Raw genomic sequence first — 24,374 nt, forward strand, 5'->3', positions numbered from 1 at the left:
ACCCTGGCGGTACAAACATAAAAAACGGCAACCGAAGTTGCCGTTTTGCTTTTATTTCGCGATACGCTTGTACTTAATACGCTTCGGCTCCAGCGCGTCGGCGCCCAGCGTGCGTTTCTTGTACTCTTCGTATTCGGTGAAGTTACCTTCGAAGAACTCCACTTTCCCTTCGTCCTGGTAGTCCAGGATGTGGGTCGCGATACGGTCCAGGAACCAGCGGTCGTGCGAGATAACCATCGCACAGCCCGGGAACTCCAGCAGGGCGTTTTCCAGCGCGCGCAGGGTTTCGATATCCAGGTCGTTGGTTGGTTCATCGAGCAGCAGAACGTTACCGCCCACCTGCAGCAGCTTCGCCAGGTGCAGACGACCGCGCTCACCGCCGGACAGCTCGCCCACGCGTTTGCCCTGGTCGGTGCCTTTGAAGTTAAAGCGGCCAACATAGGCGCGGCTTGGCATCTCGGTGTTGCCGATACGCATGATATCCAGACCGCCGGAGACTTCTTCCCACACGGTTTTGCTGTTATCCATCGCGTCACGGAACTGGTCAACGGAGGCCAGCTTCACGGTTTCACCCAGGGTGATAGAGCCGCTGTCAGGCTGTTCCTGACCGGACATCATGCGGAACAGGGTCGATTTACCCGCGCCGTTCGGACCGATGATCCCGACGATAGCGCCTTTCGGTACGGAGAAGGTCAGGTCGTCGATCAGCAGGCGGTCACCGTAGGACTTACGCAGGTTGGTCACTTCAACCACTTTATCCCCCAGACGTGCTCCAGGTGGAATAAACAGTTCGTTGGTTTCGTTACGTTTCTGGTATTCGGTGTTGTTCAGCTCTTCGAAGCGTGCCAGACGGGCTTTGCCTTTAGACTGACGGCCTTTCGCGCCCTGACGAACCCACTCCAGCTCTTTCTCGATAGACTTACGACGCGCCGCTTCCTGAGAAGCTTCCTGCGCCAGACGCTGATCTTTCTGCTCCAGCCAGGAAGAGTAGTTGCCTTCCCACGGAATACCTTCACCGCGGTCCAGCTCCAGGATCCAGCCAGCGACGTTGTCGAGGAAGTAACGGTCGTGGGTAATCGCCACAACGGTGCCTTCGAAGTCGTGCAGGAAGCGCTCCAGCCACGCCACGGATTCTGCATCCAGGTGGTTAGTCGGTTCGTCGAGCAGCAGCATGTCTGGTTTTTCCAGCAGCAGGCGGCACAGCGCCACGCGACGGCGTTCACCGCCGGAGAGGTTCGCGATTTTCGCATCCCAGTCCGGCAGACGCAGGGCATCAGCCGCGCGCTCCAGCTGCACGTTCAGATTGTGACCGTCGTGCGCCTGGATGATCTCTTCATACTTGCCCTGTTGCGCGGCCAGCTTGTCGAAGTCCGCATCCGGCTCAGCGTATTTGGCATACACTTCGTCCAGACCTTTCAGCGCGTTAACCACTTCGGATACCGCTTCTTCAACGGATTCGCGAACGGTGTGTTCCGGGTTCAGCTGAGGTTCCTGCGGCAGGTAACCAATCTTGATGCCAGGCTGCGGACGGGCTTCACCTTCGATGTCTGTATCAATGCCGGCCATGATGCGCAGCAGGGTGGACTTACCGGCACCGTTGAGACCCAGAACACCGATTTTTGCGCCCGGGAAGAAGCTCAGCGAGATATTTTTAAGAATATGACGTTTCGGCGGGACAACTTTGCCGACACGATGCATGGTATAAACGAATTGAGCCACGTTGGACTTCGCCTCTTTTATCGTAATGAGAAGGAATTTCAGCCTCGAAGTGTAGCCTTTTTCACGCCCTAATCCCAGCCAGGAACGTCGGGAGTGTTAAAACGCGCAAGAAAGGTAAAAAAGTGTCCATGACGTGGCGCGTTGAAGGATGCCTGGTTAGCATAAGTTAATTAGACTTTGACGTGGCAAGACGCTGCAATTGACGAAAAAACAATGAGGAAGAGCTTGTGGAAAAAGCCAAACGGGTGGTCTGGCGTCTGCTGGCTGCCAGCGTATGCGTAATGGCGGTAAGCCAGGCGGTGCATGCCGATTCACTGGATGAACAACGTAACCGCTACGCCCAGATTAAACAGGCGTGGGACAACAAGCAGATGGATACCGTGCAGGCGCTGATGCCGACGCTAAAGGATTATCCGCTGTATCCGTATCTGGAGTATCGCCAGATCACGGACGACCTGATGAACCAGCCTACCGTCACCGTGAATAACTTCATTCAGGCGAACCCGACCCTGCCGCCAGCCCGAAATCTCCAGTCTCGTTTTGTGAATGAGCTGGCGCGTCGCGAAGACTGGCGCGGCCTGCTGGCGTTTAGCCCTGAAAAGCCGAACGCCACCGAAGCCCAGTGTAACTATTACTACGCAAAATGGGCGACCGGCCAGCAGGAAGAGGCCTGGGCCGGAGCGAAAGAGCTCTGGCTGACCGGAAAAAACCAGCCGAATGCCTGTGATTCCCTGTTTAGCGCGTGGCGTGCTTCCGGCAAGCAGGATCCGCTGTCCTACCTTGAGCGCATCCGTCTGGCGATGAAAGCCGGTAACACGCGTCTGGTGACCACGCTGGCGGGGCAGATGCCGTCTGATTACCAGACGATCTCCACGGCGGTTATCGGGCTTGCAAACGATCCGAACAGCGTGCTGAGCTTTGCCCGCAGTACGGGCGCGACCGATTTTACCCGCCAGATGGCGGCGGTGGCCTTTGCCAGCGTGGCGCGTGACGATGTGGAAAACGCGCGGCTGATGATCCCGCAGCTGGTGCAGGCGCAGCAGCTTAATGAGGAGCAAACCCAGGAGCTGCGCGACATTGTGGCGTGGCGACTGATGGGCACCGATGTGACCGATGAACAGGCGCGCTGGCGTGACGATGCCATTATGCGTTCGAACTCCACGTCGCTGGTGGAACGTCGCGTGCGCATGGCGCTGGGCACCGGCGATCGTCGTGGGCTGAATACCTGGCTCGCGCGGTTGCCGATGGAGGCCAAAGAGAAGGACGAATGGCGCTACTGGCAGGCCGATCTGCTGATGGAGCGCGGTCGTGATGATGAGGCCAAAGAGATCCTCCATTCGCTGATGCAGCAGCGCGGGTTTTACCCGATGGCTGCCGCGCAGCGTCTGGGGGAGGAATACACCTTCCGTATAGATAAAGCGCCTGCCAACGCGAACCCGGCGCTGACGCAGGGGCCAGAAATGGCGCGCGTGCGCGAGCTGATGTACTGGAATATGGATAACACCGCGCGCAGCGAGTGGGCGAATCTGGTGACCAGCCGCACCACCGACGAAAAAGCCCAGCTTGCCCGCTATGCGTTTGATAATCACTGGTGGGATCTCAGCGTGCAGGCGACAATTGCAGGCAAGCTTTGGGATCATCTGGAAGAGCGTTTCCCGCTGGCGTACAAAGATCTGTTTGAACGCTATACCAGCGGCAAAGATATCCCGCAAAGCTACGCGATGGCGATTGCCCGTCAGGAGAGCGCGTGGAACCCGAAAGTCCGCTCCCCGGTGGGCGCCAGCGGCCTGATGCAGATTATGCCGGGCACGGCGACGCACACGGTGAAGATGTTTAATATTCCGGGGTACAGCAGCCCGTCGCAGCTTCTCGATCCGGATACCAACATCAACATCGGTACCAGCTATCTCCAGTACGTGTATCAGCAGTTCGGCAATAACCGCATCTTCTCTTCGGCGGCGTATAACGCGGGTCCTGGGCGCGTGCGCACCTGGCTCGGCAACAGCGCCGGACGCATCGACGCCGTGGCGTTTGTGGAGAGCATCCCGTTCTCGGAAACGCGCGGCTACGTGAAGAACGTGCTGGCCTATGACGCCTACTATCGCTACTTCATGGGGCAGAAAGATACCCTGATGAGCGATGCCGAGTGGCAGAGACGTTACTGATCGGCGCGGGTTGTGTTATGCTGTACTCGCTAAAGAGTACAAGAGGCAGCATAACATGACCCAGCATTCCCCGTATTCCTCGGCAATGGCCGAACAACGTCATCAGGAGTGGCTTCGTTTTGTGGAGCTGCTTCGCCAGTCTTACGAGCAGGATCTGCATTTACCCCTGATGCAGCTGATGCTCACGCCGGACGAGCGTGAGGCGCTGGGCACCCGCGTGCGGATCATTGAAGAGTTGCTGCGCGGAGAGATGAGCCAGCGCGAGCTGAAAAATGAGCTCGGCGCGGGTATTGCAACGATCACCCGCGGCTCAAACAGCCTGAAGTCGGCCCCAGTTGAGCTGCGTCAGTGGCTCGAGTCAGTCTTATTAAGCGATCAACGATAAATCGCGTTATGGAACGGGCTTAACGCCAGGATCACCGCCTGATGATAAACGCCTGAACGCGTCAGCGCGCCTGCGGTAAAGACGCCAATCGCCCCTTCTTTACGGCCAATCTCATCAATGCCGGTGTACTGCGACATCACTGGCCCGAGCGCTTCACCCGCACGGACTTTTTCCAGAATGATCTCCGGCAGCGGCAGGGTGGCCGAACGCGCTTCACCGCGCTGCTCGCGGCTTTCGATGACAACCCAGCTAAAGGTTGCGCCTTCGTCGATGCCTGCTTCAATCGCTACCCAAAAGTCAGCATCCGGTGCGGCAGCCTTCGCGTTTGCCACGCGATTTCGTGCGCCAGCGCGCGTTTCCTCGCTGCCAAACGGCTGTTCAGGTACGCCGCTCTCGACGCCGATAGCCTCAATATGGCAGGATCCTTCGCCGAAAATCTCTTCAAAAGCCTTTAGAATTGCCTGAATTTTGGCAGGATTGGTGGTAGCAGAGACAACATGGTGCATAATTAAGCTCGATTCTAAAAAAACTCATCGCAGTATAACGGAAAAAAAGCATGTTACAGGTATACCTTGTTCGCCACGGTGAAACGCAGTGGAACGCCGAGCGACGTATTCAAGGCCAGTCAGACAGCCCTCTGACAGAGAAGGGTGTGCAGCAAGCGTGGCAGGTGGCAGAGCGTGCCAGAACGCTGGGCATTACCCACGTGATTACCAGCGATTTAGGTCGCACGCAGCAGACGGCGCGCATCATTGCAGATGCCTGCGGCTGCGATGTGATGCTTGAGCCGCGCCTGCGCGAGCTGGATATGGGCGTGCTGGAAAAACGCCATATCGATACGCTGACGGAAGCGGAGGAGGGCTGGCGCCGCACGCTGGTGAACGGTACCGAAGATGGCCGTATTCCTGAAGGCGAATCCATGCAGGAGCTTAGCGTACGCATGCACGCCGCGCTGGCGGAATGCCTGAAGCTTCCGGCTGGCAGCCGTCCGCTGCTGGTGAGTCACGGGATTGCGTTGGGTTGCCTGGTGAGCACCATTCTGGGGCTACCGGCTTACGCTGAGCGCCGTTTGCGTCTGCGCAACTGCTCGATTTCCCGGATTGATTATCAGGAAAGCGCGTGGCTGGCGTCGGGCTGGGTAGTGGAGATGGCAGGGGACATTTCGCATCTTGATGCCCCTGCGCTTGACGAACTGCAGCGTTAACGACGGATCGGAATCAAGAATTCCATACGCAGATTGATTGGACCTTCTTCCGGTTTGGCATCCTGCGCCGGATAGTAGCGCTCAATGTCCTGACCTTTACGGCGATTCAGATTCAGCATCGGCATGCAGGTTCCGTAAACGGTCAGGATAAACTCCTGAACCCCCGTTCCCAGCCCTTCATACGCGAACATCACGTATTCGCCACCTTCCAGCACGACAGGCTTTGATCCCTGAATGTAGCCATTGGCCATATCGGGCGTCAGCGCGGTGGTGTAGAACACCTCCTGCTCGTCGTCTTTTTCCTGGCTTGGGTGCGTTTCGTTGAGGCCGTACAGGATCGGCGGGATCGTCGGTGCGTGGCTCAGGAAATCGCGCCAGAACTGGACGCGCATCTGATGACGGAACTCTGAAATCTGCTCCAGGGAGCACGAATAGCTCTGCGTCGTGCCGATCAGATGGGTTTCCGGCAGTGTAACAATTTCATACTTCGGCATCGCGAATTCGCCCAGACGCAGCGGCGGACGCATGCCAAACGAGCTCCAGTCAGGCGAGCGGCGATAAAGCGCTGGCGTCAACGAGAACTGTTTTTTAAAGGCGCGGGTGAAGGTCTGCTGGGAATCGAAACGATATTGCAGGGCAATATCCAGAATCGGCCGCGCGGTCAGGCGCAGTGCCACAGCAGATTTTGATAAACGACGTGCGCGAATATAGGCCCCGATAGCATGACCGGTGACATCCTTGAACATCCTTTGCAAATGCCACTTGGAATAGCCTGCTTTAGCCGCCACATTATCCAGTGACAAAGGCTGGTCGAGATGACCTTCCAGCCAGGTGAGCAGGTCGCGAATAATTCCAGCCTGATCCATATACTATCCTCATCCTTAAAACAGCAGGTGCCTGATAACAGGTTAGCGGATAATAGCATTTTTTGATGTTTTAGCATTCAGTGTTTTTTTTGCGCATTCATGCTTTTTAGAGCACATTACAGGCAGATATATTCTAATCCTGTGATCTTGCTACATTTTTGTCTAAAGTGTTGAATAATTGCTCAGTGTAATTTTAAAGAATGGTAACAATATGAAATACAAGACTTTGATCTTCACCGCGTTGATGCTGATGGTTGGGCGTGTGGCGCAGGCAGAACAGATTGGCTCCGTCGATACCGTGTTCAAAATGTTCGGTCCGGACCACAAAATCGTGGTGGAGGCGTTTGACGATCCGGACGTGAAAAACGTCACCTGCTACGTCAGCCGCGCGAAAACGGGCGGTATCAAAGGCGGGCTGGGACTGGCGGAAGATACCTCCGATGCGGCGATTTCTTGCCAGCAGGTGGGGCCGGTTGAGTTGAGCGATAAAATTAAAAACGGCAAAGCGCAGGGCGACGTGGTATTCCAGAAGCGGACCTCGCTGGTGTTCAAAAAACTGCAGGTGGTGCGTTTCTATGATGCCAAACGCAACACCCTGGCGTACCTTGCCTACTCTGACAAAGTGGTGGAAGGCTCGCCGAAAAACGCGATCAGCGCGGTGCCGATTATGCCGTGGCGGGAATAAAAAAAACGGCGCAAATGCGCCGTTTTTTAATGCGTTAACTGCGGGATTACTCCTGCAGATCGCCGCAGAAACGGTACCCTTCGCCGTGGATCGTGGCGATGATTTCCGGCGTATCTGGCGTAGATTCGAAATGCTTACGAATACGGCGAATGGTCACGTCTACAGTACGGTCGTGCGGTTTCAGCTCACGGCCGGTCATTTTCTTCAGCAGCTCTGCACGGGACTGAATTTTGCCCGGGTTTTCGCAGAAGTGCAGCATCGCGCGGAATTCACTGCGCGGCAGTTTATACTGCTCACCGTTCGGGCTGATCAGCGAACGGCTATTGATATCAAGTTCCCAGCCGTTGAATTTGTAGCTGTCTACGCTACGACGCTCTTCGCTGACCGTACCCAGGTTCATGGTGCGGGACAGCAGGTTGCGTGCACGAATGGTTAACTCGCGAGGGTTGAACGGCTTGGTGATGTAGTCATCCGCACCGATTTCCAGGCCAAGAATTTTATCAACTTCGTTATCACGGCCCGTCAGGAACATTAACGCGACGTTCGCCTGCTCGCGCAGTTCGCGCGCCAGAAGAAGACCGTTTTTGCCCGGCAGGTTAATATCCATGATCACCAGGTTGATATCATTTTCAGAAAGGATCTGATGCATCTCTGCGCCATCGGTCGCTTCAAAGACATCGTAGCCTTCTGCTTCGAAAATGCTCTTTAACGTGTTGCGTGTTACCAACTCGTCTTCAACGATAAGAATGTGCGGGGTCTGCATGTTTGCTACCTAAATTGCCAACTAAATCGAAACAGGAAGTACAAAAGTCCCTGACCTGCCTGATGCATGTCGCAAATTAACATGATCGGCTTAACGTGACTAAAGTACGTAATTGCGTTCTTGATGCACTTTCCATCAACGTCAACAACATCATTAGCTTGGTCTTGGGTACTTTCCCTTTGGACCCGACAGTGTCAAAAACGGCTGTCATCCTAACCATTTTAACAGCAACATAACAGGCTAAGTGACACCAGACACCCAATAAAACTACGCTTCGTTGACATATATCAAGTTCAATTGTAGCACGTTAACAGTTTGATGAAATCATCGTAGCGGAATGCTAGCCTTTGTCACAATTTTTCAATAAACCAACTAGTTGCGGACATTGATTTATAAACGAAGCGAATCCAATCAGAATAGGGTATTCATGACGCCATTATCATTATAAAACATAGGGATAATAGTGTTCTGTTAACATTCTAACTGATTGTTCAGACAAGGAATAGTTTAGCGTTTTTAATTTGTTATGAAACGCTATTTCGGTGATTTGTGTTGCAATTTTGTAAATTCGCGATGCGTAATATGTTGAAGTGCATCACATTTTTGCCCGCTAACTGATTAAAAAGAGAGCATAAATGCATCTGTCGATTGTACTGGTCGCCCCAGCCAGAGCCGAAAATATAGGCGCTGCCGCGCGCGCCATGAAGACCATGGGATTTACCGATTTACGTATCGTGGACAGCACCGCGCACCTGGAGCCTGCGGCACGTTGGGTAGCGCACGGTTCGGGCGATATCCTCGATAATATAACCACTTACGCGACGCTTGCTGAGGCGCTGCACGACATCTCGTTTACCGTTGCGACCACCGCGCGCAGCCGTGCGAAGTTCCATTACTATGCCACCCCAGCGGAGCTGGTGCCGATGCTGAGCGAGAAAAGCCAGTGGCTGGAGAAGGCCGCGCTGGTGTTTGGTCGTGAAGATTCCGGATTAACCAACGAAGAGCTGGAGCTGGCGGACGTTCTTACCGGTGCGCCGATGGTCGCCGATTATCCTTCTCTCAATTTAGGCCAGGCGGTCATGGTCTACTGCTATCAATTAGCATCCTTAATACAAATTCCGCAGCCGTCTGTTACAGGCACCGATGAAAACCAACTGGCTGCACTTCGCGGGCGCGTAGAAAACCTGCTCATGCAGCTGGGTGTGGCTGACGATCAAAAAATGGTCGACTGGCTGCAGCAGCGTTTGGGGCGTCTTGAGCAGCGGGACACCGCCATGCTGCACCGTTTGCTGCACGATATTGAAAAAAAATTGGCCGAGTAAAATACTGCCATAAGTTTTTACTATGGCGAATAAGTCTGTCTGGATGGGTTGCATCTGGGGGAATCGGATGAAAATAATTCTGCACGCAGCGGGACGTGAGAGTCTTCCGAATTGTGATCAAATTAAAAATTCGTTGACTTAAGGTGCCCGATCCTTTAACCCTAAAAGAATACAGGACAGACAGATAATAATGACAGAGTACACAACATCCATGAAACGCATCAGCATCACCACCATTACTACAACCATCATCATTACCACAGGTAACGATGCGGGCTGACGCGTACAGGAAAAACAAAAAAAGCCCGCACCTGAACAGTGCGGGCTTTTTTTTCGGCTAAAGGAAACGAGGTAGAACCATGCGAGTGTTGAAGTTCGGCGGTACATCAGTGGCAAATGCAGAACGTTTTCTGCGTGTTGCCGATATCCTGGAAAGCAACGCCAGGCAGGGGCAGGTTGCTACCGTGCTCTCTGCCCCGGCAAAAATCACGAACCATCTGGTGGCGATGATTGAAAAAACCATCGGTGGCCAGGATGCACTCCCGAACATCAGCGACGCAGAGCGTATCTTCGCTGACTTACTGCAAGGGCTGGCAGAGGCGCTGCCTGGCTTCCCGCACGCTCAGCTGAAGTCCTTCGTTGAGCAGGAATTCGCGCAAATCAAACACGTCCTGCACGGCATCAGCCTTCTCGGCCAGTGCCCGGACAGCGTCAACGCAGCGCTGATCTGCCGTGGCGAAAAACTCTCTATCGCCATCATGGCCGGCGTGCTGGAAGCGCGCGGTCATAGCGTGACCGTGATCGATCCCGTTGAAAAACTGCTGGCGGTGGGCCACTACCTCGAATCCACCGTTGATATCGCCGAATCAACCCGCCGTATCGCCGCCAGCAAAATTCCGTCTGACCATATGATCCTGATGGCAGGCTTCACCGCCGGTAACGAAAAGGGTGAGCTGGTGGTGCTGGGCCGTAACGGCTCTGACTACTCCGCCGCCGTTCTGGCCGCCTGTTTACGCGCTGACTGTTGTGAAATCTGGACTGACGTCGACGGCGTCTATACCTGCGACCCGCGCCAGGTACCTGACGCCAGGCTGCTGAAGTCGATGTCGTACCAGGAAGCGATGGAGCTTTCCTACTTCGGCGCCAAAGTGCTTCACCCGCGTACCATCTCTCCGATTGCCCAGTTCCAGATCCCTTGCCTGATTAAAAACACCGGTAACCCGCAGGCGCCGGGTACGCTGATTGGCGCGAGTACCGATGAAGATGGTCTGCCGGTGAAAGGTATCTCCAACCTCAACAACATGGCGATGTTCAGCGTCTCCGGTCCGGGGATGAAGGGGATGGTCGGCATGGCGGCGCGCGTCTTTGCCGCTATGTCCCGCAACGGTATCTCAGTGGTGCTGATCACCCAGTCCTCTTCCGAATACAGCATCAGCTTCTGCGTGCCGCAGGCCGACTGCCTGCGCGCCCGCCGCGCGCTGGAGGAAGAGTTCTATCTGGAGCTGAAAGAAGAGCTGCTGGAGCCGCTCGCCATTCAGGAACGCCTGGCGATTATCTCCGTGGTCGGCGACGGTATGCGCACGCTGCGCGGTATCTCCGCCAAGTTCTTTGCCGCGCTGGCGCGCGCCAATATCAACATCGTGGCGATTGCCCAGGGCTCGTCAGAGCGTTCAATTTCTGTTGTCGTGGACAACGATGACGCTACCACCGGCGTACGCGTGGTTCACCAGATGTTGTTCAACACCGATCAGGTTATCGAGCTGTTCCTGATTGGCGTCGGCGGGGTGGGCGGCGCGCTGCTGGAGCAGGTGAAGCGTCAGCAGGAGTGGCTGAAGAAGAAACATATCGATCTGCGCGTCTGCGGAATTGCCAACTCCAGAGCGCTGCTGACTAACGTTCACGGACTGAACCTGGAAAACTGGCAGGCTGAGTTGAAAGAGGCAAAAGAGCCGTTCAACCTGGGCCGCCTGATCCGTCTGGTGAAAGAGTACCACCTGCTCAACCCGGTGATTGTCGACTGTACCTCGAACCAGGCGGTGGCCGACCAGTACGCCGACTTCCTGCGCGAAGGGTTCCACGTGGTGACGCCGAACAAAAAAGCCAACACTTCGTCGATGGATTACTATCACCAGCTGCGTCTGGCGGCGAGCAAGTCGCGCCGCAAGTTCCTGTACGACACCAACGTGGGCGCGGGCCTGCCGGTTATCGAGAACCTGCAGAACCTGCTGAACGCGGGCGATGAACTGCAGCGCTTCTCCGGCATTCTCTCCGGCTCGCTGTCGTTTATCTTCGGCAAGCTGGATGAAGGGATGAGCCTGTCGGACGCGACCCGCGCCGCGCGCGAGCTGGGCTATACCGAGCCGGATCCGCGTGACGATCTCTCCGGTATGGACGTGGCGCGTAAACTATTGATTCTGGCACGTGAAACGGGGCGTGAGCTTGAGCTTTCCGATATCGTGATTGAACCGGTCCTGCCGGCAGAATTTGACAGCAGCGGTGATGTCGCTGCCTTCATGGCAAATTTGCCGCAGCTTGACGATGCTTTTGCCGCGCGCGTTGCGAAAGCCCGTGATGAAGGTAAGGTATTGCGCTATGTTGGCAACATTGAAGAAGATGGCGTGTGCAGGGTGAAGATTGCCGAAGTGGATGGCAACGACCCGCTGTACAAAGTTAAAAACGGCGAAAATGCCCTCGCGTTTTACAGCCACTATTATCAGCCATTGCCGCTGGTGCTTCGCGGCTATGGCGCAGGGAACGATGTTACGGCGGCGGGTGTGTTTGCCGATCTGCTGCGTACCCTGTCATGGAAGTTAGGAGTTTAACATGGTCAAAGTTTATGCCCCGGCTTCCAGCGCGAATATGAGCGTCGGATTTGACGTGCTGGGCGCGGCGGTGACGCCGGTGGATGGTTCGCTGCTGGGCGATACTGTTACGGTGGAAGCGGCAGACAGCTTCAGCCTGAATAACGTGGGCCGCTTCGCCAGCAAACTGCCGTCCGACCCGCGCGAGAATATCGTCTATCAGTGCTGGGAACGCTTTTGTCAGGAGATCGGCAAAAACGTGCCGGTTGCCATGACGCTGGAAAAAAGTATGCCGATTGGCTCGGGTCTGGGTTCCAGCGCCTGTTCGGTGGTCGCCGCGCTGGTAGCAATGAACGAGCACTGCGGCAAGCCGCTGAACAACAACCGTCTGCTGGGCTTAATGGGCGAGCTGGAAGGGCGTATCTCCGGCAGCATTCACTATGACAACGTGGCGCCGTGCTTCCTCGGCGGCATGCAGCTGATGATTGAAGAAAATGGCATCATCAGCCAGCAGGTGCCAGGGTTTGATGAGTGGCTGTGGGTGCTGGCCTATCCGGGCATTAAGGTCTCTACCGCGGAAGCGCGTGCGATCCTGCCCGCGCAGTATCGTCGCCAGGACTGCATCGCCCACGGGCGTCATTTGGCGGGCTTTATACACGCCTGCTACACCCGTCAGCCGCAGCTGGCGGCGAAGCTGATGAAGGACGTCATTGCCGAGCCGTACCGCACGAAGCTGCTGCCCGGCTTTAATGAGGCGCGACAGGCGTCCATGGATATCGGCGCGCAGGCGTGCGGCATCTCCGGCTCCGGCCCGACGCTGTTCGCCCTGTGCGACAAGCCTGACACCGCGCAGCGCGTGGCGGACTGGCTCTCTAAACACTACCTGCAAAATCAGGAAGGCTTTGTTCATATTTGCCGTCTGGACACGGCTGGCGCACGAGTACTGGGATAATTAATGAAACTCTATAACCTTAAAGATCATAACGAGCAGGTCAGCTTCGCGCAGGCGGTAACTCAGGGGCTGGGCAAAAACCAGGGGCTGTTTTTCCCGCATGACCTGCCGGAATTCCAGCTGACCGAGATTGATGAGCTGCTGAAGCAGGAATTTGTCACCCGCAGCACCAAAATTCTGTCTGCGTTTATTGGCGACGAAATTCCGCAGGAGCTGCTGGAAGAGCGCGTGCGTGCGGCGTTCGCTTTCCCGGCGCCGGTGAAGCAGGTTGAGCCTGACGTTGGCTGCCTGGAGCTGTTCCACGGCCCGACACTGGCGTTTAAAGACTTCGGCGGCCGCTTTATGGCGCAGATGCTGACCCACATCAGCGGCGATAAACCGGTGACCATCCTGACCGCGACCTCCGGGGACACCGGTGCGGCGGTGGCGCACGCGTTCTACGGCCTGAAAAACGTCCGCGTGGTGATCCTCTATCCGAAAGGCAAAATCAGCCCGCTGCAGGAAAAACTGTTCTGTACGCTCGGCGGCAACATTGAAACCGTGGCGATCGACGGCGATTTCGATGCCTGCCAGGCGCTGGTCAAGCAGGCCTTCGACGACGAAGAGCTGAAGGTGGCTCTGGGTCTGAACTCTGCCAACTCAATCAACATCAGCCGTCTGCTGGCGCAGATCTGCTACTACTTCGAAGCGGTGGCGCAACTGCCGCAGGAAGCGCGCAACCAGCTAGTGATCTCCGTGCCAAGCGGTAACTTCGGTGACCTGACGGCGGGCCTGCTGGCGAAATCCCTGGGTCTGCCGGTGAAACGCTTTATCGCGGCGACCAACGCCAATGACACCGTGCCGCGCTTCCTGAAAGACGGGAAATGGGCGCCGAACGCCACGCAGGCGACGCTCTCCAACGCGATGGATGTGTCACAGCCGAACAACTGGCCGCGCGTGGAAGAGCTGTTCCGCCGTAAGATCTGGCGTCTGGGTGACCTGGGCTACGCCGCGGTGACGGATGAAACCACCAAAGCGACCATGCGCGAGCTGAAGGCGGTGGGGTATACCTCTGAACCGCACGCGGCGATTGCCTACCGCGCGCTGCGCGACCAGCTTAACCCGGGTGAATATGGCCTGTTCCTGGGCACCGCGCATCCGGCGAAGTTCAAAGAGAGCGTGGAAGATATTTTGGGCGAAACGCTGCCGCTGCCAAAAGAGCTGGCCGAGCGTGCCGACCTGCCGCTGCTGTCACATGAGCTACCCGCAGATTTTGCCGCGCTGCGTAAGCTGATGATGACCCGCGCGTGATTGTGTTGCCCGGTGGCGGCGACGCCGCCACCGGACTTTTTTTATGGAGAAATTAAGGAGGAAAATAGCAGGGAAAAAGCAGAAATTCCCAATAAATGCGGTCACTTAGCGTTTAGGATTGCAGAGAATAACATCCCCCGTTCCCCTCGCGTACTCTCCTTACATCGGCCTACGTTGGGCAAAGATAATAAGGAGTCACCGATGTCTACACTGAAACCTGCACTCATCGCGCTTTCTCTGATGCTGGTCGCTCCCATGGCGGTTCAGGCATCTGAAATTACCCTCGTACCTGCGGTAAAACTGCAGATTGGCGACCGGGATAACAACGGGCACTACTGGGACGGCGGCCGCTGGCGCGACCACGACTGGTGGAAGGCGCATTATGACTGGCGTGATAACCACTGGCGTCCACATGACGAGCATCGTAAACACGACGATCGTCACGATGACCATCACCACGATGACCACCGCGACGATCGCGGCCCGGACTGGAAACACCATTAATGCAAAACCCCGCCAGCTGGCGGGGTTTGTTTTTACTGCTCGTGGCGCTTAAACACCAGCTCGCCTTTCCCCGACGACGCCTCGTCAAAGAAATAGCCTTCGCTGTTAAATTTGGTCAACTGCTCCGGCTTTGTCAGGCGATTCTGGATGATGTAGCGGCTCATCAGGCCGCGCGCTTTCTTGGCGTAGAAGCTGATCACTTTAAACTTACCGTTCTTCTCGTCGAGGAATACCGGCTTGATGATTTCGGCATCCAGCTTTTTCGGCTTCACCGACTTGTAGTATTCATCGGATGCCAGGTTAATCACCACGTTATCGCCCTGGGCATGCAGCGCCGCGTTCAGTTTGTCGGTAATGATATCGCCCCAGAAATGGTACAGATCTTTGCCTTTGGCATTTTCCAGGCGAATCCCCATCTCCAGACGATACGGCTGCATCAGATCCAGCGGGCGCAGTACGCCGTAAAGACCCGACAGCATGCGCAGATGCTGCTGGGCAAAATCGAAATCGGCTTCGCTAAAATCTTCCGCCTGCAGGCCGGTATAGACATCACCTTTAAACGCCAGAATCGCCTGGCGAGCGTTCGCCGGGGTGAAATCCGGGTGCCACTCGTGAAAGCGGGTCGCGTTAAGATCGGCCAGCTTGTCGCTGATGCTCATCAGCGAGGCGATTTGCGGCGCAGAGAGCTTACGCGCTTCGCGGATCAGCTGTTGCGAGTAGTCCAGCAGTTCAGGCTGGGTATAGCGCTCGGTGGCGAGCGGGCTCTGGTAGTCGAGCGTTTTTGCAGGTGAAATCAGAATCAGCATATCCAGTCCTTGCAGGAAATTTAGAGCGACTTTAGCAAAAAATCGCCCTGAATTGATCGATAGCTGTTATTGCCGCGGCAAATCATCCCACGTGCCGGGGGCAAGCTGCGCCTTAACGTCGGGATAGCGGGCGGGATCAAATACCGGCGGAACGCCCAGTTTGCGCTGACGAAGGTAGTCTCTGGCAATCAGCGTAACCACGGGCGAGAGCAGCAGGATAGCGGTGAGGTTCGTGATCGCCATCAGCGCCATAATGATATCGGCCAGCTGCCAGACCAGCGGCATACTGAGGAAGGAGCCAGCGACGATCATCAGTATGACCGCGAGCCGCAGGGCTCCGATTGCGGTACGGGAGTCGAGCTTCAGGAAAATAAGGTTATTTTCGGCGTAGAGGTAATTCACCACAATCGAACTGAAGGCAAACAACATCAGGACGAGCGAGACAAATCCTGCTCCCCAACCGCCGGTCAGGTTCACCAGCGCCTGCTGGAGAAGCTGTATCCCGGCGGTACCAGAAGAATGCGGGACGGGGCCTGCCAGCAGCAAAATCATGGCGCTGGCGGAGCAGATGATAATGGTATCGGTAAAGACGCCAATCATCTGCACAATGCCTTGTGCGGCCGGGTGCGGCGGCCAGGAAGAGGCGGCAGCGGCCGCGTTGGGGGTTGACCCCATTCCGGCTTCATTGGAGAACATGCCCCGCTGAAAACCCGCCATCAGCGCCTGGCTAAAGGTGTAGCCCAGCGCCCCGGAGGTCACCTCGCGCCAGCCAAAAGCGCTTTTGACGATGGTCGCAATCACGCCCGGCACCTGGTCGATATGCAGTGCGGCGACGAACAGGCTCGCGGCAACCCAGAGCAGCGCCATAACGGGAACCAGCCACTGCATCAGGCGGGCAACGCCCCTGAGACCGGCTGAAATGGTGAGCAAAACGACGAGGGCTAAAGCAATACCGGCGACCCACTCCGGGCAGGAGAAGGCATAGAGCAGGGCATTGGCGACAGAATTTGCCTGGACGGTATTAAAAATAAGGCCGTACGCGAGCAGTAAAAAAAGCGAGAACAGAACGCCCATCCAGCGCATCCCTAAGCCACGCGCCATGTACCAGGCAGGACCGCCGCGAAACTGGCCGTTTTTATCTTTCTCTTTATACAGCTGGGCGAGCGAACTTTCGGCAAAGGAGGTGGCCATCCCGAGTAGCGCCGTCACCCACATCCAGAAGACCGCGCCAGGCCCACCGGCGCTGATGGCCAGCGCAACGCCCGCCAGATTTCCGCTGCCGAGGCGTGCCGCCAGGCTGGTACAGAGTGCCTGGAACGACGTTAATCCGCCCGGCTGGGGCGTAACGCTGTTTTTCAGACTTCTGCCAAACTTGCGGATATAACGAAACTGGATAAACCCACTGCGTAGAGTAAACCAAATCCCTGCTCCCATAAGCAGGTAAATCATTATCGAACCCCAGAGGACTTCGTTAATAAAGAAAAAGAAATCAGGCATTAACGTCCCTCTTGTTGATGCCAATGTGAATATGTAAGCGCTACCACTGATTGGGCATGCTGTTGCTTAGCAGCCTGTTAATCTTCCGAGTTTACCATACTCTACCTAAGCGCACTGTCTGCGGTTGCGCTACCCCTCCGTCGTGTTATCATCAGGGCAGACCGGTTACATCCCCCTAACAAGTAAACCTGTCATTTTTCCGCTGCAGGCATGCTGTCGGTAGCGTGAATTATCCAGGGCACGTTAAAAGAGAAACACTATCATGACGGATAAATTGACCTCCCTTCGTCAGTTCACCACTGTCGTAGCTGACACCGGAGATATCGCGGCAATGAAGCTGTACCAGCCGCAGGATGCCACAACTAACCCTTCTCTGATCCTTAACGCCGCACAGATCCCTGAGTATCGCAAACTGATTGACGACGCAGTGACCTGGGCGAAAGCACAGAGCAACGACCGCGCGCAGCAGGTTGTGGATGCCACCGACAAACTGGCAGTGAACATCGGTCTGGAAATCCTGAAGCTGGTTCCTGGCCGTATCTCTACCGAAGTGGACGCACGTCTCTCCTACGACACCGAAGCGTCTATCGCGAAAGCGAAACGTCTGATCAAAATGTACAACGACGCTGGCATCAGCAACGACCGTATCCTGATCAAACTGGCTTCTACCTGGCAGGGTATCCGCGCGGCAGAGCAGCTGGAAAAAGACGGTATCAACTGTAACCTGACCCTGCTGTTCTCCTTCGCGCAGGCGCGTGCATGTGCAGAAGCAGGCGTATACCTGATTTCTCCGTTCGTGGGCCGTATTCTGGACTGGTACAAAGCCAACACCGATAAGAAAGAGTACGCGCCGGCTGAAGATCCAGGCGTGGTTTCTGTTACTGAAATCTACGAATACTACAAACAGCACGGCTATGAGACCGTGGTTATGGGCGCAAGCTTCCGTAACGTCGGTGAAATCATCGAGCTGGCTGGCTGTGACCGCCTGACCATCGCCCCTGCGCTGCTGAAAGAGCTGGCAGAAAGCGAAGGTACCATCGAGCGTAAGCTGTCTTACACCGGTGAAGTGAAAGCACGCCCAGAGCGCATCACTGAATCCGAGTTCCTGTGGCAGCACAACCAGGATCCAATGGCTGTAGACAAACTGGCGGACGGTATCCGTAAGTTTGCTGTTGACCAGGGCAAACTGGAAAAAATGATCGGCGACCTGCTGTAATCATTCTGCGTGACCGGGTTCCCGGTCACGCGACTGCTTTCGTACCCTGTCTGAATCTCCTCTCTGCGTGTATCATTCCCTTTAATCAGTACTTTTTGAATGGAATGGATATGAATACCTTACGCATCGGCTTAGTGTCGATTTCTGACCGCGCCTCCAGCGGTGTTTACCAGGATAAAGGCATCCCCGCTCTGGAAGAGTGGCTTGGCAGCGCGCTGACCACCCCCTTTGACATTCAGACGCGCCTGATCCCTGACGAACAGCCGATCATCGAGCAGACGCTCTGCGAGCTGGTGGATGAGATGAGCTGCCACCTTGTTCTGACGACGGGCGGAACCGGCCCCGCGCGCCGCGACGTGACGCCGGACGCAACGCTGGCGATTGCCGATCGTGAAATGCCGGGCTTCGGTGAACAGATGCGCCAGATCAGCCTGCACTTTGTCCCGACCGCCATTTTGTCGCGGCAGGTTGGCGTGATCCGCAAACAGGCGTTAATACTTAATCTGCCGGGCCAGCCGAAATCAATTAAAGAGACGCTGGAAGGGCTGAAGGCGGAAGATGGCAGCGTCCTCGTTCACGGCATCTTTGCAAGTGTACCGTATTGTATACAGCTTCTTGACGGTCCGTATGTGGAAACCGATGAGAAAGTGGTAGCAGCTTTTCGTCCGAAAAACGCTCGTCGCGAAACAATCTCCTGAAATTAACCAATATGTGACATTAGCTGAAGCAGCGATAGCGTGGTAAAGCTTTTACGGTATAGTAATTTTTTCTTTACGATTGCTGTAAAAATAAATCCACAACACACGCATAATGGTTTGCTATGTCACATAACACCCGACCTCTGAATCGACAGGACTACAAAACTCTCACGCTCGCGGCCTTAGGCGGCGCGCTGGAGTTTTACGACTTTATCATCTTCGTCTTCTTCGCCGCCGTGGTGGGAGAGCTCTTCTTCCCGGCTGATATCCCGGAATGGCTGCGTCAGGTGCAAACCTTCGGCATTTTTGCCGCCGGGTATCTGGCGCGTCCGCTGGGCGGCATCATCATGGCCCACTTTGGCGATCTGGTCGGGCGCAAGAAGATGTTTACCCTTAGCATCCTGCTGATGGCCGTGCCGACGCTGGCTATTGGTCTGCTACCCACCTATGCCTCGATGGGCATTCTTGCTCCGTTGCTGCTGTTGCTGATGCGCGTTCTTCAGGGCGCGGCGATTGGCGGTGAAGTGCCGGGCGCGTGGGTGTTTGTCGCGGAGCATGTTCCGGCGCGCCGCATTGGTATCGCCTGCGGAACCTTAACGGCGGGACTGACGGTCGGGATCCTGCTCGGCTCGGTGGTCGCAACCATTGTGAATACCAGCATGACGCAGCAGGCCGTACACGACTGGGGCTGGCGTATTCCGTTCCTGCTGGGCGGGGCGTTTGGTCTGGTGGCGATGTACCTGCGCCGCTGGCTGCAGGAGACGCCAATTTTCCTCGAGATGCAGCAGCGCAAAGCGCTGGCGCAGGAGCTGCCGGTGAAGGCGGTCGTGGTTCGCCATAAAAAAGCGGTGGTGGTGTCGATGCTGCTCACCTGGCTGCTCTCGGCGGGCATTGTGGTGGTGATATTGATGTCCCCGGTGTGGCTGCAAAAGCAGTACGGCTTCGCCCCTGCCGTGACGCTACAGGCGAACAGTATCGCGACAATCATGCTCTGCTTTGGCTGTCTTGCCGCCGGGTTGGCGGCTGATCGTTTCGGCGCCAGCGTTACCTTTATCGTCGGCAGCCTGCTACTGGCCGCATCAAGCTGGGCGTTTTATCATCTGGCAGGCAGCCATCCTGAACAGCTGTTCCTGCTGTACGGCACGGTAGGGCTGTGCGTGGGCGTTGTCGGGGCCGTACCGTACGTGATGGTCCGCGCGTTCCCGCCGGAGGTACGCTTCACCGGGATCTCATTTTCCTACAACGTGTCGTATGCCATTTTCGGCGGGCTGACACCGATTGCGGTGACGGTGCTGATGGGCGTGTCGCCGATGGCGCCAGCCTGGTACGTACTCGCGCTTTCGTTGATAGGGTTGGGATTAGGGATTTGGCTGGGGCAGATGAAGGGATGTCGTGCCCGCGATGCGGACACGACAGAGGGATCAGTGTTTTTCACCAATCGGTAGAATGGTGCGGTCAAACTGCTCGTTCAGCACTTCACCCATTGCGAGGTAGATAGCGCTTGCGCCGCAAACCAGACCAATCCAGCCTGCAACATGAACGATGCCTTCGTTATCCACCAGGTGACCGATCGCCAGCAGGGCGAACAGCACGGTCAGGCTCAGGAAAACGAACTGCAGCATGCGGTTACCTTTCAGGGTACCGAAGAACATGAACAGGGTGAAGACGCCCCACAGGCCCAGGTAAACGCCCAGGAAGTGGGCGTTTGCCGCGTCTGCCATGCCCATTTTAGGCAGCAGCAGAATGGCAACCAGGGTCAGCCAGAAAGAACCGTAAGAGGTGAAGGCGGTTAAGCCGAAGGTATTGCCTTTCTTATATTCCAGCAGGCCCGCGAAGATTTGCGCGATACCGCCGTAAAAAATGCCCATCGCCAGGATGATGCCATCCATCGGGAACATCCCGATATTGTGCAGGTTCAGCAGGATAGTGGTCATGCCAAAACCCATCAGGCCCAGCGGAGCCGGATTAGCCAACTTAGTGTTGCCCATAAGTCCTCAAAAAAATCATCATTAATATGGTGAAATGGTTAAACCCGCGTCAATACTCCCTGACGGGGCGCGGCATCATAATGGGCGCTATCGATGGCGTCTATGATCTCATCAGGGTGAAATTAAAATTTTTTTTATGCTTGCCCCTTGATGGATGCCGTCGCGACCCCATCTTGTAGTCAACCGCAGTGTGTGGACCTGAAAAAAATCAAATCTGGGTAGTTGAAAAAGCACGTTCTGCCCTTATTACAGGTACACAACCACATGTTGACTGAATTTTTAGTGGAGACGTTTAGATGGGTAAAATTATTGGTATCGACCTGGGTACTACCAACTCTTGTGTAGCGATTATGGATGGCACTACTGCACGCGTGCTGGAGAACGCCGAGGGCGATCGCACCACGCCTTCTATCATTGCTTATACCCAGGATGGTGAAACTCTGGTTGGTCAGCCGGCTAAACGTCAGGCAGTGACAAACCCGCAAAACACCCTGTTTGCGATTAAACGCCTGATCGGCCGCCGCTTCCAGGACGAAGAAGTTCAGCGTGACGTTTCCATCATGCCTTACAAAATCATCGCGGCAGATAACGGCGATGCATGGCTTGATGTGAAAGGCACCAAAACTGCACCACCGCAGATTTCTGCTGAAGTGCTGAAAAAAATGAAGAAAACCGCTGAAGATTACCTGGGTGAGCCGGTAACTGAAGCTGTTATCACCGTTCCTGCATACTTCAACGATGCTCAGCGTCAGGCAACCAAAGATGCTGGTCGTATCGCAGGTCTGGAAGTAAAACGTATCATCAACGAACCAACCGCTGCTGCACTGGCTTACGGTCTGGATAAAGAAGTTGGCAACCGTACTATCGCGGTTTACGACCTGGGTGGTGGTACCTTCGATATCTCTATTATCGAAATCGACGAAGTTGACGGCGAAAAAACCTTTGAAGTTCTGGCAACCAACGGTGATACCCACCTGGGTGGTGAAGACTTCGATACCCGTCTGATCAACTACCTCGTTGACGAGTTCAAGAAAGATCAGGGCATTGACCTGCGTAACGACCCGCTGGCCATGCAGCGCCTGAAAGAAGCCGCTGAGAAAGCGAAGATCGAGCTGTCTTCCGCTCAGCAGACCGACGTGAACCTGCCGTACATTACTGCAGACGCGACCGGTCCTAAACACATGAACATCAAAGTGACCCGTGCGAAACTGGAAAGCCTGGTAGAAGACCTGGTGAACCGTTCAATCGAGCCGCTGAAAGTTGCCCTGCAGGACGCTGGCCTGTCCGTATCCGATATCCAGGACGTTATCCTGGTGGGTGGTCAGACGCGTATGCCAATGGTTCAGAAGAAAGTGGCTGAGTTCTTTGGTAAAGAGCCACGTAAAGACGTTAACCCGGACGAAGCGGTTGCAATCGGTGCTGCGGTTCAGGGTGGCGTACTGACCGGTGAAGTTAAAGACGTACTGCTGCTGGACGTTACCCCGCTGTCTCTGGGTATCGAAACCATGGGCGGTGTGATGACTGCGCTCATCAACAAAAACACCACCATCCCAACGAAACACAGCCAGGTGTTCTCTACCGCTGAAGACAACCAGTCTGCGGTAACCATCCATGTGATTCAGGGTGAGCGTAAGCGTGCGGCGGATAACAAATCTCTGGGTCAGTTCAACCTGGACGGTATTAACCCGGCACCGCGCGGCATGCCGCAGATCGAAGTCACCTTCGACATCGATGCTGACGGTATCCTGCACGTGTCTGCGAAAGACAAAAACAGCGGTAAAGAGCAGAAGATCACCATCAAGGCATCTTCTGGCCTGAACGAAGCGGAAATCGAAAAAATGGTTCGCGATGCCGAAGCTAACGCGGAATCCGACCGTAAGTTCGAAGAGCTGGTTCAGACCCGTAACCAGGGTGACCATCTGCTGCACAGCACCCGTAAGCAGGTTGAAGAAGCAGGCGATAAACTGCCAGCGGAAGACAAGACTGCTATCGAAGCTGCACTGAGTGCGCTGGAATCCTCACTGAAAGGTGAAGACAAAGCGGACATCGAAGCGAAGATGCAGGAACTGGCGCAGGCTTCTCAGAAGCTGATGGAAATCGCTCAGCAGCAGCACGCTCAACAGCAGGCGGGCGCTGACGCTTCAGCGAACAACGCGAAAGACGACGACGTTGTCGACGCTGAGTTCGAAGAAGTCAAAGATAAAAAATAATCGCCCTGATGCAGGGTAATTAATCGGCACGGGCGTAGGAGAACTCTCCACGCCCGTGCTCGCATGTTAAGGGGCTTAAAAAAACCAATGGCAAAGCAAGACTATTACGAGATTTTAGGCGTTCCGAAAACTGCGGAAGAGCGTGAAATCAAAAAGGCGTACAAGCGCCTGGCCATGAAATTCCACCCGGACCGTAACCAGGGTGACAAAGAGGCTGAAGCCAAATTTAAAGAGATCAAAGAAGCCTACGAAGTCCTGACCGATGCACAAAAACGTGCGGCCTATGACCAGTACGGTCACGCAGCCTTTGAACAGGGCGGCATGGGCGGCGGTGGATTCGGTGGCGGCGGCTTTGGCGGCGGCGCTGACTTCAGCGATATCTTTGGCGATGTATTTGGCGACATCTTCGGCGGCGGCCGTGGTCGTCAGCGCGCGGCGCGCGGCGCGGACCTGCGCTACAACATGGAGCTGACGCTGGAAGAGGCCGTTCGCGGTGTCACCAAAGAGATCCGTATTCCGACGCTGGAAGAGTGTGACGTTTGCCACGGCAGCGGCGCGAAAGCGGGCACACAGCCTCAGACCTGTCCAACCTGTCACGGCTCTGGTCAGGTACAGATGCGTCAGGGCTTCTTCGCGGTACAGCAGGCCTGTCCTCACTGTCACGGTCGCGGCACGCTGATTAAAGATCCGTGCACCAAATGCCACGGCCACGGTCGCGTTGAGAAAACCAAAACTCTGTCCGTTAAGATCCCGGCTGGCGTCGATACGGGCGACCGCATCCGTCTGGCGGGTGAGGGCGAAGCAGGCGAGCACGGCGCACCGGCGGGCGATCTGTACGTTCAGGTGCAGGTGAAACAGCACGCCATCTTCGAGCGTGAAGGTAATAATCTGTACTGCGAAGTGCCGATCAACTTCGCGATGGCGGCACTCGGTGGTGAAATCGAAGTGCCTACGCTGGACGGTCGCGTGAACCTGAAAGTACCGGGCGAAACCCAGACCGGCAAGCTGTTCCGCATGCGCGGGAAAGGCGTCAAATCCGTTCGCGGTGGCGCCCAGGGCGACCTGCTGTGCCGCGTCGTCGTCGAAACGCCGGTTGGCCTGAACGACAAGCAGAAACAGCTGCTGAAAGAACTGCAGGAGAGCTTTGGCGGCCCAACGGGTGAGAAAAACAGCCCGCGTTCCAAAAGCTTCTTCGATGGCGTCAAAAAATTCTTCGATGATTTGACCCGCTAATTCGTTAGCTGGTTTTCATCTTCTCAAAGCCCGGAAGCGATTCCGGGCTTTTTTATTTGCGCGTATAGCT

General features: G+C 55.7%; 23 protein-coding genes and 1 other annotated feature. Of the genes, 16 read left to right on the forward strand and 7 right to left on the reverse strand.

Annotation, left to right across the window (positions count from 1 at the left end; genetic code table 11):
- Nucleotides 1-51: 51 nt before the first annotated feature.
- Entirely contained in the window at nucleotides 52-1,719 is a 1,668-nt protein-coding gene (gene ettA / locus F0320_RS02910; RefSeq protein ID WP_006810191.1) for an energy-dependent translational throttle protein EttA, read from the reverse strand.
- A 227-nt stretch (nucleotides 1,720-1,946) separates the two neighbouring features.
- On the opposite strand from ettA, the gene sltY reads away from it, so the two are divergent.
- Together sltY and trpR are read left to right on the forward strand one after the other, a co-directional pair.
- On the forward strand, nucleotides 1,947-3,884 hold the full coding sequence (gene sltY / locus F0320_RS02915) for a murein transglycosylase (RefSeq protein WP_126328879.1): 1,938 nt from the start codon (nucleotides 1,947-1,949) through the stop codon (nucleotides 3,882-3,884).
- A 55-nt stretch (nucleotides 3,885-3,939) separates the two neighbouring features.
- A complete protein-coding gene (gene trpR / locus F0320_RS02920) occupies nucleotides 3,940-4,269 on the forward strand; it encodes a trp operon repressor (RefSeq protein ID WP_024907404.1) in 330 nt (109 codons plus the stop codon).
- Here trpR and yjjX read toward each other — a convergent pair.
- Nucleotides 4,260-4,775 (reverse strand): inosine/xanthosine triphosphatase, encoded by a 516-nt coding sequence (yjjX, locus tag F0320_RS02925; RefSeq protein ID WP_126328878.1) that lies wholly within the window; start codon nucleotides 4,773-4,775, stop codon nucleotides 4,260-4,262. The genes trpR and yjjX overlap by 10 nt on opposite strands.
- 50 nt (nucleotides 4,776-4,825) lie before the next feature.
- On the opposite strand from yjjX, the gene gpmB reads away from it, so the two are divergent.
- A complete protein-coding gene (gene gpmB / locus F0320_RS02930) occupies nucleotides 4,826-5,473 on the forward strand; it encodes a 2,3-diphosphoglycerate-dependent phosphoglycerate mutase GpmB (RefSeq protein ID WP_023310332.1) in 648 nt (215 codons plus the stop codon).
- On the opposite strand, the gene robA is transcribed toward gpmB, so the two are convergent.
- Nucleotides 5,470-6,339: an MDR efflux pump AcrAB transcriptional activator RobA gene (gene robA, locus F0320_RS02935; RefSeq protein ID WP_126328877.1), complete on the reverse strand. Its 870-nt coding sequence runs from the start codon at nucleotides 6,337-6,339 to the stop codon at nucleotides 5,470-5,472. The two genes, gpmB and robA, sit on opposite strands and share 4 nt — an antisense overlap.
- Nucleotides 6,340-6,550: 211 nt before the next feature.
- Between robA and creA the strand changes: the two genes are divergently transcribed.
- On the forward strand, nucleotides 6,551-7,024 hold the full coding sequence (creA, locus tag F0320_RS02940; RefSeq protein ID WP_032660778.1) for a protein CreA: 474 nt from the start codon (nucleotides 6,551-6,553) through the stop codon (nucleotides 7,022-7,024).
- A gap of 46 nt (nucleotides 7,025-7,070) precedes the next feature.
- Here creA and arcA read toward each other — a convergent pair whose 3' ends face one another.
- Nucleotides 7,071-7,787 carry a two-component system response regulator ArcA gene (arcA, locus tag F0320_RS02945; protein ID WP_003856501.1) on the reverse strand — a complete coding sequence of 239 codons (717 nt, stop codon included), beginning with the start codon at nucleotides 7,785-7,787 and terminating at the stop codon, nucleotides 7,071-7,073.
- A 95-nt stretch (nucleotides 7,788-7,882) separates the two neighbouring features.
- On the opposite strand from arcA, the gene yjjY reads away from it, so the two are divergent.
- The 7 genes from yjjY (at nucleotide 7,883) to F0320_RS02980 (ending at nucleotide 14,656) form a co-directional block, all read left to right on the forward strand.
- Nucleotides 7,883-8,023: a protein YjjY gene (gene yjjY / locus F0320_RS02950; RefSeq protein ID WP_085928893.1), complete on the forward strand. Its 141-nt coding sequence runs from the start codon at nucleotides 7,883-7,885 to the stop codon at nucleotides 8,021-8,023.
- A 399-nt stretch (nucleotides 8,024-8,422) separates the two neighbouring features.
- Nucleotides 8,423-9,109 carry a tRNA/rRNA methyltransferase gene (locus tag F0320_RS02955; protein WP_126328876.1) on the forward strand — a complete coding sequence of 229 codons (687 nt, stop codon included), beginning with the start codon at nucleotides 8,423-8,425 and terminating at the stop codon, nucleotides 9,107-9,109.
- 211 nt (nucleotides 9,110-9,320) lie between these two features.
- The gene (gene thrL / locus F0320_RS02960) at nucleotides 9,321-9,389 is read left to right on the forward strand and encodes a thr operon leader peptide (RefSeq protein ID WP_015572623.1); all 69 of its coding nucleotides are present in this window, start codon (nucleotides 9,321-9,323) and stop codon (nucleotides 9,387-9,389) included.
- Nucleotides 9,328-9,444, forward strand: a sequence feature (Thr leader region). (Overlaps the previous gene by 62 nt.)
- Nucleotides 9,445-9,468: 24 nt before the next feature.
- Nucleotides 9,469-11,931, forward strand: coding sequence for a bifunctional aspartate kinase/homoserine dehydrogenase I (gene thrA / locus F0320_RS02965; RefSeq protein WP_126328875.1), 2,463 nt, complete (start codon nucleotides 9,469-9,471; stop codon nucleotides 11,929-11,931).
- 1 nt (nucleotide 11,932) lies between these two features.
- The gene (gene thrB, locus F0320_RS02970) at nucleotides 11,933-12,862 is read left to right on the forward strand and encodes a homoserine kinase (RefSeq protein WP_023310337.1); all 930 of its coding nucleotides are present in this window, start codon (nucleotides 11,933-11,935) and stop codon (nucleotides 12,860-12,862) included.
- 3 nt (nucleotides 12,863-12,865) lie between these two features.
- On the forward strand, nucleotides 12,866-14,152 hold the full coding sequence (thrC, locus tag F0320_RS02975) for a threonine synthase (RefSeq protein ID WP_126328874.1): 1,287 nt from the start codon (nucleotides 12,866-12,868) through the stop codon (nucleotides 14,150-14,152).
- Nucleotides 14,153-14,353: 201 nt separating this feature from the next.
- The gene (locus F0320_RS02980) at nucleotides 14,354-14,656 is read left to right on the forward strand and encodes a DUF2502 domain-containing protein (RefSeq protein ID WP_047651581.1); all 303 of its coding nucleotides are present in this window, start codon (nucleotides 14,354-14,356) and stop codon (nucleotides 14,654-14,656) included.
- Nucleotides 14,657-14,688: 32 nt separating this feature from the next.
- On the opposite strand, the gene yaaA is transcribed toward F0320_RS02980, so the two are convergent.
- The gene (gene yaaA / locus F0320_RS02985) at nucleotides 14,689-15,462 is read right to left on the reverse strand and encodes a peroxide stress protein YaaA (protein WP_039260860.1); all 774 of its coding nucleotides are present in this window, start codon (nucleotides 15,460-15,462) and stop codon (nucleotides 14,689-14,691) included.
- Between the two features lie 66 nt (nucleotides 15,463-15,528).
- A complete protein-coding gene (locus F0320_RS02990; protein ID WP_126328873.1) occupies nucleotides 15,529-16,959 on the reverse strand; it encodes an alanine/glycine:cation symporter family protein in 1,431 nt (476 codons plus the stop codon).
- Nucleotides 16,960-17,221: 262 nt separating this feature from the next.
- On the opposite strand from F0320_RS02990, the gene tal reads away from it, so the two are divergent.
- The 3 genes from tal to F0320_RS03005 all read left to right on the forward strand — a co-directional run bounded on the left by tal (nucleotide 17,222) and on the right by F0320_RS03005 (nucleotide 20,318).
- Nucleotides 17,222-18,175: a transaldolase gene (gene tal, locus F0320_RS02995; RefSeq protein ID WP_023310342.1), complete on the forward strand. Its 954-nt coding sequence runs from the start codon at nucleotides 17,222-17,224 to the stop codon at nucleotides 18,173-18,175.
- Nucleotides 18,176-18,285: 110 nt separating this feature from the next.
- Complete coding sequence (gene mog, locus F0320_RS03000; protein WP_023310343.1) at nucleotides 18,286-18,873, forward strand: molybdopterin adenylyltransferase; 588 nt, start codon at nucleotides 18,286-18,288, stop codon at nucleotides 18,871-18,873.
- A 122-nt stretch (nucleotides 18,874-18,995) separates the two neighbouring features.
- Nucleotides 18,996-20,318 (forward strand): MFS transporter, encoded by a 1,323-nt coding sequence (locus tag F0320_RS03005; protein ID WP_126328872.1) that lies wholly within the window; start codon nucleotides 18,996-18,998, stop codon nucleotides 20,316-20,318.
- On the opposite strand, the gene satP is transcribed toward F0320_RS03005, so the two are convergent.
- Nucleotides 20,295-20,861, reverse strand: coding sequence for an acetate uptake transporter (gene satP / locus F0320_RS03010; RefSeq protein ID WP_023334461.1), 567 nt, complete (start codon nucleotides 20,859-20,861; stop codon nucleotides 20,295-20,297). The genes F0320_RS03005 and satP overlap by 24 nt on opposite strands.
- 296 nt (nucleotides 20,862-21,157) lie before the next feature.
- On the opposite strand from satP, the gene dnaK reads away from it, so the two are divergent.
- Together dnaK and dnaJ are read left to right on the forward strand one after the other, a co-directional pair.
- Nucleotides 21,158-23,071 (forward strand): molecular chaperone DnaK, encoded by a 1,914-nt coding sequence (dnaK, locus tag F0320_RS03015; RefSeq protein WP_023310346.1) that lies wholly within the window; start codon nucleotides 21,158-21,160, stop codon nucleotides 23,069-23,071.
- Nucleotides 23,072-23,158: 87 nt separating this feature from the next.
- Nucleotides 23,159-24,304, forward strand: a complete 1,146-nt coding sequence (gene dnaJ / locus F0320_RS03020; protein ID WP_023310347.1) for a molecular chaperone DnaJ — start codon at nucleotides 23,159-23,161, stop codon at nucleotides 24,302-24,304.
- Nucleotides 24,305-24,374 lie beyond the last annotated feature (70 nt).

Source organism: Enterobacter dykesii, from assembly GCF_008364625.2.
Classification (GTDB): Bacteria; Pseudomonadota; Gammaproteobacteria; order Enterobacterales; family Enterobacteriaceae; genus Enterobacter; species Enterobacter dykesii.